The sequence below is a fragment of the Pseudomonas batumici genome (assembly GCF_000820515.1).
Classification (GTDB): domain Bacteria; phylum Pseudomonadota; class Gammaproteobacteria; order Pseudomonadales; family Pseudomonadaceae; genus Aquipseudomonas; species Aquipseudomonas batumici.
Map to the genome: position 1 here is coordinate 1 of NZ_JXDG01000064.1, position 13,017 is coordinate 13,017.

The 13,017-nt window shown below is 59.0% G+C and carries 11 protein-coding genes; 8 read left to right on the top strand and 3 right to left on the bottom strand.

Going from position 1 to position 13,017, the window contains the following annotated elements; all coding sequences use genetic code 11:
- The first annotated feature begins 885 nt into the window (after positions 1–885).
- From UCMB321_RS24720 to UCMB321_RS24745, 7 genes are all read left to right on the top strand, one after another.
- Positions 886–1,788 (top strand): hypothetical protein, encoded by a 903-nt coding sequence (locus tag UCMB321_RS24720; RefSeq protein ID WP_040071293.1) that lies wholly within the window; start codon positions 886–888, stop codon positions 1,786–1,788.
- Positions 1,785–2,432 carry a hypothetical protein gene (locus tag UCMB321_RS30845; protein WP_157016062.1) on the top strand — a complete coding sequence of 216 codons (648 nt, stop codon included), beginning with the start codon at positions 1,785–1,787 and terminating at the stop codon, positions 2,430–2,432. Before UCMB321_RS24720 ends, UCMB321_RS30845 begins: the two co-directional genes overlap by 4 nt.
- A 566-nt stretch (positions 2,433–2,998) precedes the next feature.
- Entirely contained in the window at positions 2,999–4,150 is a 1,152-nt protein-coding gene (locus UCMB321_RS24725) for a Fic family protein (RefSeq protein WP_040071294.1), read from the top strand.
- A gap of 39 nt (positions 4,151–4,189) precedes the next feature.
- The gene (locus tag UCMB321_RS24730) at positions 4,190–4,651 is read left to right on the top strand and encodes an Lrp/AsnC family transcriptional regulator (protein WP_040071295.1); all 462 of its coding nucleotides are present in this window, start codon (positions 4,190–4,192) and stop codon (positions 4,649–4,651) included.
- A gap of 361 nt (positions 4,652–5,012) precedes the next feature.
- On the top strand, positions 5,013–6,695 hold the full coding sequence (locus UCMB321_RS24735) for a flavin monoamine oxidase family protein (protein ID WP_040071296.1): 1,683 nt from the start codon (positions 5,013–5,015) through the stop codon (positions 6,693–6,695).
- 13 nt (positions 6,696–6,708) lie between these two features.
- Complete coding sequence (locus UCMB321_RS24740) at positions 6,709–7,503, top strand: carbon-nitrogen hydrolase family protein (protein ID WP_040071297.1); 795 nt, start codon at positions 6,709–6,711, stop codon at positions 7,501–7,503.
- Positions 7,504–7,551: 48 nt separating this feature from the next.
- Positions 7,552–7,758 (top strand): hypothetical protein, encoded by a 207-nt coding sequence (locus tag UCMB321_RS24745; RefSeq protein ID WP_040071298.1) that lies wholly within the window; start codon positions 7,552–7,554, stop codon positions 7,756–7,758.
- A 184-nt stretch (positions 7,759–7,942) separates the two neighbouring features.
- Here UCMB321_RS24745 and UCMB321_RS24750 read toward each other — a convergent pair whose 3' ends face one another.
- Together UCMB321_RS24750 and UCMB321_RS24755 are read right to left on the bottom strand one after the other, a co-directional pair.
- The gene (locus UCMB321_RS24750; protein ID WP_040071299.1) at positions 7,943–9,226 is read right to left on the bottom strand and encodes an aspartate aminotransferase family protein; all 1,284 of its coding nucleotides are present in this window, start codon (positions 9,224–9,226) and stop codon (positions 7,943–7,945) included.
- On the bottom strand, positions 9,223–9,921 hold the full coding sequence (locus UCMB321_RS24755) for an MOSC domain-containing protein (protein WP_040071300.1): 699 nt from the start codon (positions 9,919–9,921) through the stop codon (positions 9,223–9,225). The genes UCMB321_RS24750 and UCMB321_RS24755 overlap by 4 nt, the downstream gene beginning before the upstream one ends.
- A 102-nt stretch (positions 9,922–10,023) precedes the next feature.
- On the opposite strand from UCMB321_RS24755, the gene UCMB321_RS24760 reads away from it, so the two are divergent.
- A complete protein-coding gene (locus UCMB321_RS24760) occupies positions 10,024–10,947 on the top strand; it encodes a LysR family transcriptional regulator (RefSeq protein ID WP_040071301.1) in 924 nt (307 codons plus the stop codon).
- A gap of 232 nt (positions 10,948–11,179) precedes the next feature.
- Here the strand turns inward: UCMB321_RS24760 and UCMB321_RS24765 are convergent, their stop codons facing one another.
- On the bottom strand, positions 11,180–12,958 hold the full coding sequence (locus tag UCMB321_RS24765) for an acyl-CoA dehydrogenase C-terminal domain-containing protein (protein WP_040071302.1): 1,779 nt from the start codon (positions 12,956–12,958) through the stop codon (positions 11,180–11,182).
- Positions 12,959–13,017: the final 59 nt, after the last annotated feature.

A 13,017-nucleotide genomic window follows, 5' to 3' on the forward strand; every position in this document is an offset into this window, starting at 1 on the left:
GCTATCAACAACGCCATGAAAGAGAGCGCTTCCGTCATCTGGTTTGGAACCTTTGGATGCGGGAGGCGGATCGGGGATGATTTTCTTGATCACAGGTAAAAACTCCTACCTAAAGAAATACCTTAAGGAGTTCGTACATTTTCGTGTCCAGCGAAAAGGTGGCGAACTGTACGCAGGTGGACAACCGGGAAAAGTAGGACCCAGCACATCCCCAAGGGATGTCCCGCGCACAGTCCGCCATAGAGCGAACATAAGCATACCGCTTGCGCGGTATTGTGCGACTACTTTTGAAAACCACGGGTGTCCAGCCCGATCGCTGAGTTTGCAGCGATGATCAAAATGTAGTTGCCGTGCTTGGCTGACGCAACGTGGAAAACGTGTGCAAATTTAACTGAAACATGTCGACAGCACCTTCGGCCAGCAAGGGCAACAGGGCAGAAAATGGGTGTCCAGTTTCATTAGATCACTACAGCCACGCGTTCGAGAGCGTCACGCCAGCGAAGAGATCCAGCTGGCCCATCATCGTCAGAAATACATGATCACCGGTCTTTTACGCCCACAAGAGTGAAAGCCACTGAGACGCTTGGTATGACCATATCGCATCGCAAGGGTTGGGACACCTCTTGGAAATGGCCTTTCACTTTCATCAGATCAGTCTTCAAAAAAGCCCTACCTGACGTTATGTATTTCGGGCGAGCCAGAGCGTTGAGCCCTCCCTGCTAGCCTTCCCTCCAGCCGATCAGCTCAACGACTCAGCTGCCTAGATCAAGGCTTAGAGAAAAAAACGCTGAGCAAGCGTGCGTTGTAGAAAAAGTGGGGCTACTATAAAGCCACTATCTGGCTACCCACAATTTTTGATTATTAAAAAATCTCGAAAGGAATCGTATGCACTCTCTCTCGGCCTACACGCTTAAAGTTCACGATAATCTATTAGATGGTCCACGAGGAGAGCGCTACCACGAGTTGGATAGCATCCGAACAAATGACATGCTAGAGTTTATTTTCGCGTTTCTGGAAACTTTAAAAGCAGAAATGCACGACGACAAGGACGCAAAAAAAACCATCCAGGTCGTTGAAGTTGAAAAGAAAGGCCGCAGTGTATATGGCTGGCTAGAATACGGTGAATACGGCCTTGCCGGAAGTATTGTCGACATAAAAAGCAAGAAAAAAACTCATGATAAAAAGCATGATGAAACCGACGTAAGATCCCTTTATTTTAACTTTTGCATCCCAAACAAAAGCAAGACTGGCATTACTCTTCTTCATACTGCGGGAAACAAGGGCGTCAAATCTTTTTTCCACAAAGAGTTTGGCAACTATTTTAACAAAATGGTAGGCCTCAACGTGCAAATGCCGCCGCTTGCACATGAAAGCTCAGTAAAAGAGTGGCTCGACAAATCAGATGTAAAAGAAATCCGACTTGGCCGTTATGTATTAACTGATCAGGGTGCCGATATCGCGGACAACTTAGGGGTGGAGCGCGCGGAGCTAATACTTAAACCAAAGCGAGGCATGGGTTTTGGAAACATTAAAGGGTTACGCGACAAGGTGGATGGAACAAATCGATCTTATGTTGAGATGCTTTCGGATTACTCGACGGACGTCAAAGCTGTGGTAGAGTCGGGAGGACGAAAAAAAGTTCTTTCTCTTCGCAACGGCGAGCCTATCGCTGCCATAGATATAGATGAAGACAATGTAACAATGGTCAACGGCAGCCCGAATCCTGAAAGCCTTCATAAGTACGCACAAGACATCATGAAAGAATTCATCAGGAAAGTAGCCAAATGAGCCAAAAAATAAATATATTGTTTATTTTGGCCAAACATTTCAGATCAGCGATCCGAAATTCTGCTACTGACAAAATTTCTTGGCCAGATATTTTTATGTTTTTGGTCGTCCCTGCGGTTACTGCTGCAGTGGTTTATCGAACGGAAATCACAGACAAGGCCAACACTATAAGCTTGCTGACTTCTGTTTGTGCAATTTTCGCTGGCCTCTTACTAAATCTACTAGTCCTTGTTTACGACCAAAACAAAAGGGCAACCGAGAAATTATTAACTCTAAGTAAAGCTAAACGAGGCCTTATCAAACCGGCCTCTAATTTAGCCGAATTAAACTCAGGGAGTTTAGAATCCGTTGAAGACGCTCCAATTAGACGATACAGCCTGCATAAGAAACTATTAAGTGAGTTAGTTGTCAACATCTCTTACGCGGTTATCATCGCTGTTTTTTCTTCTGTTTCGTGTTTGATAGCGTATCTTACCTCATCCCCCCCAAAAAACGTATCCGCAATCGAAGGATTCTGGCCCACAATTGAAAATTACGACTTCAAGAACTTACTATTCTCAACATCGGTATTCCTCACTACAAACTTAGTCCTAACATTACTTATGATTGTCAAACGAGTCTTCAAATTAATGGAAGACGACTAAGCATCTACACCAAGCATTTAATTATCACACCACGATACGCTCATCGCAGATGGAGAACTTCTATCTAAAGACAGCTTAGCTTTCTGCATTAATATTTTCACCACCTCTTTTTGAGGCTACTCGGTTAACCGGGTTAGGGTAGATTCTCCCTACGACCCAGCACCAATAAAAACGGCCAACGACGGATACGTGAGCTGCAGAAGCAATACGTCTGAGTACAGAACTCAGTTTTAGCAAGCTTCTGCAAACTACGCTCAACATCAGTAAAATCAGGCCCCCAGCTATGCCAACGGTTGCTCTAGGCATATCAGCTCACCCAGCAACTCATAATCCTTTGGTCCAGGTCCAAGTCCGTGTGGGCCCACCATCTTGAAAGCCGCCTATTACACGGCTTTGTCGTTTCTGCGGTAGCGATACGCAGAACCCGGCATAACTGAAGGATGGGACCGCTAGAACAAGATATAAGCGCCTCCCAACTAGACGATGAGCCGAATAAATCGCACAATCGGCTCACCAAATGAGCCGAATAAGCCATTTATTCGGCTCACGCTCATGCGGAGTCTTCTATGAACGATCTGCCTCACTGGATCTGGCAACAGCCCGACTGGCCTCATTTCACCTGGCAGGAAAAGGCCCTGGCGCCACTGCTGCTGGAATGCGGACACGCCCAGGGACGCTTGCTCGGCATGACCGCAGCCATAGGCGAGGACAGCAGCGCCCAGAACGAACTGGATGCCTTGCTGCAAAACATCATCACCTCCTCGGCCATCGAAGGAGAGCCGTTGAATGTCGGCTCAGTCAGGTCCTCGTTAGCAAGACGCCTGGGGCTGAGTGCCGACCAATCCACAAGCCCACGCAGCGAGGGTTTGGCAGAGCTGCTGCTGGATGCGACGCAGCACCATGACTCGCCGTTGAGCCTGGAGAGGCTGCTGCATTGGCATACCCTGCTGTTCCAGACCGATGAAAGCCCTCTGGCACCGAAAATTCGTATCGGCATGCTGCGCGGTAACGAGCCGATGCAGGTGGTCTCCGGACGCCTGGATCGACCTGTCGTGCATTTCGAGGCACCACCGCGTGCTGGACTCGACGAAGCGCTAACGGCGTTTATCCACTGGTTCAACGCCAGTCAGGCAGATACGGCACTCGATCCGCTACTGCGTGCAGGCGTCGCTCATTTCTGGTTCGTGACCTTGCACCCATTCGATGATGGCAATGGGCGTCTGACCCGCACCCTCACTGATCTGGCACTGGCACAGGGCGAACAACAAGCCATTCGTTTCTATGCGATGTCCGCGAGTATTCTCGAAGACCGGAAGGGCTATTACGAAATACTCGAGTCCAGCCAGAAAGACTCGCTGGATATCACACCTTGGCTGCAATGGTTCCTGCGAACCCTTCTACGCAGCCTGGAACAGGCTCAGGCCAACATAGACCGGGTGCTGATCAAGGCAAGGTACTGGCAACAACATCGCCATCTTCAACTCTCGCCGGAACAACTCAAAGTCCTCAACAGGCTGCTCGATGGTGGCGAGAGGGGCTTCGAAGGCGGCATCAATGCCGCGCAATACCAGGCAGTCGCCAAAGTCAGCAAGGCGACAGCAACTCGCCATCTGGCGGATCTTCTGGAAAAAGGCTGCCTCTATCGCCTTCCCGGGGGCGGACGCAGTACCCGCTACCAGATTCCCGGCCTGCGACCGGCGGACTCTTCAAGCCTGTAACATGACAACACTCTCGACACCCGCTACCGGAGCCCGACCTTGTCCGACACACGCCCTCCCGTTCTCGACGAAATCGACCGTCAGTTGATTTCAGCCCTGCAGATCAATGCCCGCGAAAGCGTGGCGATGTTGGCGCGGCAGTTGGGGATCGCGCGGACCACGGTCACCTCGCGGCTGGCACGCCTGGAAAAGGCCAAGATCATTACCGGTTATGGCGTACGCCTGGGTCAGCGAGTGGTCGACGGCGGCCTGCAGGCCTACGTGGGGATCACGGTCCAGCCGCGCTCGGGCAAGGATGTGGTGCGACGCCTCAGCGCCATGGCGCAGGTCCAGCAACTCTGCGCCGTGAGCGGCGAGTTCGACTACGTGGCCTGGCTGCGCAGCGATTCGCCGGAACAGCTGGACCAGTTGCTCGACCAGATCGGCAGTGTCGAAGGCGTGGAGAAAACCACCACCTCGATCATTCTCAGCAGCAAGGTGGATCGGGGCCAGCCGGTTTAACACCAGTGGCTGACTGCCTGAATGCGGTTCCTGTGGGAGCAAGCTTGCTCACGATCAGCCGGCAGGCTGAGGTTTTGGTGGTGCCGCACAGATCGTCATCGCCAGCAAGCCGGCTCCCACAGATGTTGAGCCTGCGCCGAAGCTTTCAGCGATCTTGAGGGCCTCATCGCTGGCAAGCCAGCTCCTACAGGATTTCGTCGATTCGAAAAATAGTGTCGTCATAAAGTATCAATAACCATCAAAACGACGACACTCTGCGTCTTATTAACGTACTCCCAGCTCCCTACAATGGCGTCAGTCTTTTCCTATCTATACTCCAGCCGGACACACCGCCCGGCCCGAGTCGCCAGTAAGGTCTGCCATGAACAAGAACAATCGCCACCCTGCCGACGGTAAAAAACCCATCACCATCTTCGGCCCGGATTTCCCTTTCGCCTTCGACGACTGGATCGAACACCCAGCCGGGCTGGGCAGCATCCCGGCGGAAAACCACGGCGCCGAGGTGGCGATTGTCGGCGCCGGGATCGCAGGGTTAGTGGCCGCTTACGAACTGATGAAGCTGGGCCTCAAGCCGGTCGTCTACGAAGCCTCGAAAATGGGCGGGCGCCTGCGCTCCCAGTCCTTCGAAGGCGCCGAAGGCATCATCGCCGAGTTGGGCGGCATGCGTTTCCCGGTCTCTTCCACGGCGTTCTACCACTACGTCGACAAGCTCGGCCTTGAGACCAAGCCCTTCCCCAACCCGCTGACCCCGGCGTCCGGCAGCACCGTGATCGATCTCGAAGGCGAAACCTACTACGCCGAGAAACTCGCCGACCTGCCCGCCCTGTTCCAGGAAGTGGCCGACGCCTGGGCCGATGCCCTGGAAGACGGCGCACGCTTCGGCGATATCCAGCAGGCCATTCGCGACCGCGATGTGCCGCGCCTGAAAGAACTGTGGAACACCCTGGTCCCGCTGTGGGACGACCGCACCTTCTACGATTTCGTCGCCACCTCCAAAGCCTTCGCCAAGCTGTCGTTCCAGCACCGCGAAGTGTTCGGCCAGGTCGGTTTCGGCACCGGCGGCTGGGATTCGGACTTCCCCAACTCGATGCTGGAAATCTTCCGCGTGGTGATGACCAACTGCGACGACCACCAGCACCTGGTGGTCGGCGGCGTGGAACAAGTGCCGCTGGGGATCTGGCGCCATGTACCGGAGCGCTGCGCCCATTGGCCGGCCGGCACCAGCCTGAGCAGCCTGCACCACGGCGCGCCACGCACCGGCGTCAAGCGTATTGCCCGCGCCGCCGACGGCCAGTTCGCGGTCACCGACAACTGGGGCGATACCCGTCACTACGCCGCCGTCCTGACCACCTGCCAGAGCTGGCTGCTGACCACCCAGATCGAGTGCGAGGAATCGCTGTTCTCGCAGAAGATGTGGATGGCCCTGGACCGCACGCGCTACATGCAGTCCTCGAAGACCTTCGTCATGGTCGACCGCCCGTTCTGGAAGGACAAGGACCCGGAGACTGGTCGCGACCTGATGAGCATGACCCTCACCGATCGCCTGACCCGCGGGACCTACCTGTTCGACAACGGCGACGACAAGCCCGGGGTGATCTGCCTGTCATACTCGTGGATGAGCGACGCCCTGAAAATGCTCCCACAGCCCATCGACAAGCGGGTGAAACTGGCCCTGGACGCGCTGAAGAAGATCTACCCGAAAGTGGATATCGCCGCGCGCATCATCGGCGATCCGATCACCGTGTCCTGGGAAGCCGACCCGCATTTCCTCGGGGCCTTCAAAGGCGCCCTGCCCGGCCACTACCGCTACAACCAGCGGATGTACGCGCACTTCATGCAGGCCGGCATGCCCGCCGAACAACGCGGCATCTTCATTGCCGGTGACGATGTGTCCTGGACGCCGGCCTGGGTCGAAGGCGCGGTCCAGACCTCGCTGAACGCCGTATGGGGCATCATGAACCACTTCGGTGGCCGCACCCACGCCGAGAACCCGGGACCGGGCGATGTCTTCAATGACATCGGTCCGATTGCCCTGGCCGACTGAAAGGAACGCGCTCGTGCAGATCGCCCTTTACCAATGCCCGCCGCAACCGCTGGATGTCGCGGGCAACCTGCAACGCTTGCAGCGCCTGACCGTCGAGGCCCGGGGGGCGGACGTGCTGGTGCTCCCGGAGATGTTCCTGACCGGCTACAACATCGGTGCCGAAGCGGTCGGCACCCTGGCCGAGGCCCGCGACGGCGCCAGCGCACAGCGGATTGCCGCCCTCGCCCGGGCGGCGAACATGGCCATCGTGTACGGTTACCCGGAGCGTGATGAAGACGGTCGGATCTACAACGCCGTGCAGTTGATCGATGCCCACGGCCAGAGTCTGTGCAACTACCGCAAGACTCACCTCTACGGCGACCTGGATCATTCGATGTTCAGTGCCGGGCCCGATCACTTTCCGGTGGTGGAACTGGGCGGCTGGAAATTCGGGCTGTTGATCTGCTACGACGTCGAATTCCCGGAAAACACCCGGCGCCTGGCCCTGAGCGGGGCCGAGGTGATCCTGGTGCCCACCGCCAACATGGTGCCGTTCGACTTCGTCGCCGATGTCACCATTCGCGCCCGGGCCTTCGAGAATCAGTGTTTTGTGGCGTACGCCAACTACTGCGGCCATGAGGGCGATATCCAGTACTGCGGCCAGAGCAGCATCGCCGCACCGGACGGCAGCCGCCTGGCCCGAGCCGGCCTGGATGAAACCCTGATCGTCGCCACCCTGGACCGCTCGCTGATGCAAACCTCACGGGCCAGCAACCGCTACCTGCTGGACCGCCGTCCGGCACTCTACACGGACCTGAGCCGGGACTGAGCGGGCGTTATCCGCTAAAATGGGCGTTCCTCTTCCAAGGAAACGCCCATGTCCCTGCCGACCTCTCCCGACTCCGAAGGTCCAGTGTCCTCGAACGAATCCGCGGAGCTGGCACAAACACTGCCGCCTTCCAGCCCTCTTGTGCCGCCCGCTGAACCTGTCGAGCGCACCGGCCTGATTCGTGGACAAACCAGCGCCCACCGCGGGTTGCGCACCTTCGCCCAGGATCGCTCACGCAATCGCCGAGAGCGCTAGGCCAATATCTGCAGGCCGTATTTCTGCGCGATGCCCGGACTCCTGAAGGGAGTCCTTATGCCAGCGGCGTGTGCCGAACGTCGCCCACAAAAAAACACCCCGTGCCAAAAGAGTCAGGCACAGGGCGACGCGTTATACCGCGAGACGGTTCGGGAATTCGTTGGGGAAAAGGCGCCGCTCAATGTCAGACGGCAATGCCCTTGCGGCATTGGACCTGGGCGGTCCGCACACGGGCAAAGGCGCGGGCCAGGCGCAGCAGCATCTCGTCGATGTCGCCCTTGCTGACGTTCAGTGCCGGTGAAAAACGCAGGCAATCGGCTTTCGGCGCATCCAGCAGCAGCCCTTCCTGCAGCGCCGCCTTGAGCACCGCATCCGCCGAGTCGTCGCCCAGGTCCAGGCCCCAGAGCAGCCCGCTGCCGCGCAACTCGCCCTGGGCATAACGCTGGGCCAGGCGCGCCAACCCATCACGCAGGTACTGCCCGGTTTCGCGGACATGAGCAAGGAAATCGCCGCCGAGCAGCGTCTCCAGCACCGCCAGCCCGGCGCTGCACATCAGGGCATTGCCGTGATGGCTGCCACCGATTTCGCCCGGCGCGAAGCAGCAGGCCTTGCCCCGCGCCAGCAGGGCGGCCAGCGGCACACCGCCGCCCAGGCCCTTGCCCAGGGTGATGATGTCGGCCTTCACACCGTACTGCTGCTCCACCAGCAAGGCGCCGCAGCGCCCCATGCCGGTCTGCACTTCGTCCACGATCAGCAGGATGCCCAACTCACGGCACAACCGCTCGACGCCCTTGAGGTAGTGCCCGGTCGCCGGAATCACACCCGCAGCACTCTGGATCGGTTCCAGCATGATCGCGACGGTCTTGGCATCCACGGCGGCATGCAAGGCGGGCAAGTCATTGAACGGCACCTGGCTGAAGCCCGGCAGTTGGGGTTCGAAACGATTGTCGAAGGCATCAGGCGCCGAGGCCGCCATGGCACCGAAGCCACTGCCGTGGCAGGCGTTGCTCAGCGAAATGATCCGGGACGCGCCACCACGATGCAGCTGCCCCCATTTGCGCGCCAGCTTGATCGCGCCGTCACAGGCTTCGGAACCGCTGTTGAAAAAATGCACCTGGTCGCAACCGGTGCTTTCACACAGGCGCTGGGCCAGATTCAATTGTCCCTGGTTATGAAATCCGGCCCCGCTGTTGATCAAGCCGTAGGCCTGGTCGGACAAGGCCCGGGCCAGAACGCCAGGACTGTGGCCGAGACTGTTGCTGCCACCGCCCTGGCTGAAATCCAGATAGGCCTGTTCCTGCCTATCCCACACCCAGGAGCCCTGGCCGCGAACGAACACCGGGGCAGGACGCTCGGCAGCCGGCATCAGGTATTCATCGCTGACACTGTCACGCCGGGTGGATTGCCGGTACTCGGCCGTCAGGTCATCGAGGCTCGGCGGCGTGCGACGCAAGCTGAACAGGTTCATGCGCGCAGCCCCTCCAGAGGCAGGCCGAGCAGCCGGGCCGACCAGTCCTCCACCCGTCCGCTGCGCAGGCGCTTGATGGCCGTGTCGCGCCAGCGCGAAGACAGCGCCGGGCAGTCCACCAGTTTCTTCAGGCCCGCATGCTCGAGGGGTTCCTGGTAGAAGGCATGCAGTGCCCAGGCCACGGTCAGGCCGGGATAACTGCGCTGGATCAGTTCGAACGGTTGATCGGCGCTGACAAACCCTGGTTTGAGCACCCGGTAGAACCAACCGCAACGCCCCGTGTCCTGGGCCTGTTGCGGCAGATCCGGCAATGTTCCGAGACGGCTGAGGCGATAGCAGGCCGAGCGCGGCTGGCTGACCTGCAACAACGCGCCGCCCCAGCGAAACAGATCGCCCAGGCAAACCTGTTCTTCGGTCAGGCCCCGCGTCGACAGATTCTCGCCAAAAGCCGGTGCGGCCCAGTCGAGCTGTGGATAACGCTTGCGCCAGTAGGCGTAATGCTCGGCGGGATAGTGGTGCAGCGCCCGCTCGGGCCCGGTGTGGAAACGCGGGTCGCCGTGCTCGTCGCTGCCCAGGCCCTGTGGCCACAGCCAGAGCCGATTGGCAACCCGGTGTTTATCCGTGTCGCCGACCAAACCCTGCCCGAGATTTTTTGCCTTGCCTATGTAAACACCATCCACGCAAACCGTATTCATCGCGCTCTATGGCCCTGTAAGCCTTATGAATTGGGGGTAGACTAGGCCTCCCCGGCACCCGCGGCCATTTCGTTTTTCGAGCATTTTCGATAAGTACAGCTTATGGATTTCAAGCAACTGCGTTATTTCGTCGCGGTGTATGAAGAAGGCCATGTCGGCCGCGCCGCCGAGCGCCTGTCGATCTCGCAGCCAGCCCTCTCCCAGCAGATCCGCCAGCTCGAACACAACCTGGATGTGAGCCTGTTCGAGCGCAGCAGCAAGCGCCTGCTGCCCACCCTCGCCGCCCATACGCTCTACAACCACGCGCTGCCGCTGCTCGATGGTCTGCAACGGGCCCGCGACGACCTGCGCAACTTCCAGGGGCAGGCCCTGCGGACCCTGGCCATTGGTGTGCTGCAGACCGTACACACCAGCCTGGTGCCGCAGATGCTGGAACAGGTGCGCAAGGCCCAGCCGCACCTGGTGGTGCAGATCTACGAGCTGACCGGCATGGAGATCGAGCGACGCCTGCTCAATGGTTCGCTGGACATCGGCATCAGCTACCTGCCGCCGCGCCAGCCCGGCTTGCACGGCGTGCTGTTGTACGAAGACGAACTGCAACTGGTGATCCCGAGCGATCATCCATTGCGCGAATTCAAGAAGGTCTCCTTGAGCCAGGCCGCCGAACTGCCGATGTTGCTGCTGGGCGAGGAGTTCCAGATACGGCAGATCTGGCAGGGACAACTGGCCAACCTGGGTCGACGCCCCCAGGTCCAGGCCGAGCTGAACAACATGGCCGGTATTCTCGACAGCCTGCCCCACACACGACTGGCGACCGTACTCCCGGGCCGCTCGCGCCATGAGCATGACGACGAGCTGCTGCTGTGGAAGCCGCTGACCGAACCGCGTGTCGCCTTGAAAGTGGGGTTGGTGTGCCGGGATATGCAGCGTCAGCAGGCGACGCTGGAGTTGTTGCGCACCTTGCTCGAAGACGTGACGAGCCGCGCGGGCGGGCATCCGCCGGTGGCGCGCGAGGGGCTGAACTGACCGGGACTTTTTCGCGGGCAAAAGAAAACCCCGCCGAAGCGGGGCTTTGCAGACTGTTTCCCTGACATCCATTTCACTCCACCGTCCTGGCGGAATCCTACGTGTCCCTGTTGTTGCTTTTGAGCTTCCTGCTCGACGTCCTTGGTGCAAAGATTATCGCTGGATCCAATCTGGCGATAGGGGCAAAGAGCAGCGCGTTATGTAAGTAAATGCTTACAGGACATCCGAAGAATTAAAATTGCTCGGCATCCAGTAGGAACAACGACTCGCTCCCCGCTTTAACCGATGCCGTCAGCGAGTGAATACGCGGCAACAGACGTGCGAAATAGAACCGCGCCGTGCCCACTTTGCTCGCGTAGAACGCCTCCTGATTCTCCTTGCCCAACGCAGCCTTGGCCATCAGCGCCCACATGTAGGCATAGGCGGTGTAACCGAAGGCTTGCAGGTATTCGACTGATGCCGCACCGATCTCGTCCGGATTGGTCTTGGCGCGATCCAGGACCCAGGCCGTCAGGTCATCGAGGTTATCCACAGCGGCGCTCAGCGGCTGGGTGAACTCCGCCAGCCCGGCGTCGGCGGTCTTGATGAAATGGCGCATTTCTTCCGCGAACAACCGGTAGTAGGCACCGCCGTTGCCGACGATCTTGCGCCCCATCAGGTCCAGGGCCTGGATACCGTTGGTGCCCTCGTAGATCTGCGTGATGCGCACATCGCGCACCAGTTGTTCCTGCCCCCACTCGCGGATATAGCCATGGCCGCCGAAAACCTGCTGGCCATGCACGGTGGTTTCCAGGCCCAGGTCGGTCAGGAACGCCTTGGCCACCGGTGTCAGCAAGGCCACCAGGCCATCCGCGCGCTCGCGGGTGGCGGCGTCCTCGCTGAACTTGGCGGTGTCCAGCTGCATCGCCACGTAGGTGGAAAATGCCCGGCCACCTTCGTTCGAGGCTTTCATGGTCAACAGCATGCGCCGCACATCGGGATGGACGATGATCGGGTCGGCGACCTTGTCCTTGGCCTTCGGCCCGGTCGGAGAACGACTTTGCAGACGGTCACGGGCGTACTCGACGGCGTTCTGGTAGGAGCGCTCGCCCGACGCCAGGCCCTGGATGCCAACCCCCAGGCGCTCGTAGTTCATCATGGTGAACATCGCGGCCAGGCCCTTGTTCGGCTCGCCGACCAGGTAACCCACGGCCTCGTCGAAGTTCATCACGCAGGTCGCGGAAGCCTGGATGCCCATCTTGTGCTCGATGGAACCACAGTTCGCCGGGTTGCGCGCGCCAAGGCTGCCGTCGGCGTTGACCAGGAACTTCGGCACCAGGAACAGCGAGATGCCCTTGGGCCCCGCCGGTGCGTCCGGCAGCTTGGCCAGCACCAGGTGAATGATGTTCTCGGTCAGGTCGTGCTCGCCGCCGGTGATGAAGATCTTGGTGCCAGTGATCTTGTAGGAGCCGTCCGCCTGTGGCTCGGCCTTGGTGCGGATAATCCCCAGGTCGGTGCCGGCATGGGGTTCGGTCAGGCACATGGAACCGGCCCAGACGCCCGAATACATGTTCGGCAGGTAAGCGGCCTTCAGTTCTTCGCTGGCGTGGGTATTGATCGATACACAGGCACCGGCCGTCAGCATCGGGTAGAGGCCGAATGCGAGGCTGGAGGAGTTGATCATCTCTTCGACCTGGGCCGACACCGCCTTGGGCATGCCCATGCCGCCGAAGGCCGGATCACCGCCGACACCGACCCAACCGCCTTCGGCGTAGGTCTGGTAGGCCTCGGGGAAACCGGCCGGCGTGCTGACCGCGCCGTTGTCCCAGCGGCAACCTTCCTCATCGCCGCTGCGGCTCAGGGGCGCGATACTCTTGGCGGTGACCTTGCCGGCCTCTTCGAGAATCGCCTCGACGGTTTCGGCGTCGACGGTCTCGGCCAGGGCAGGCAGTTGGGCCCAGAGTTTCGCGACCTCGAACACTTCATTGAGGACGAAGCGCATATCGCGCAGGGGCGCTTTGTAGTCAGCCATGGCAAACCTCGCAAGATCTAAACGATAAGCCCGAATGGGGGCGATTTCTAAGGCCGAGC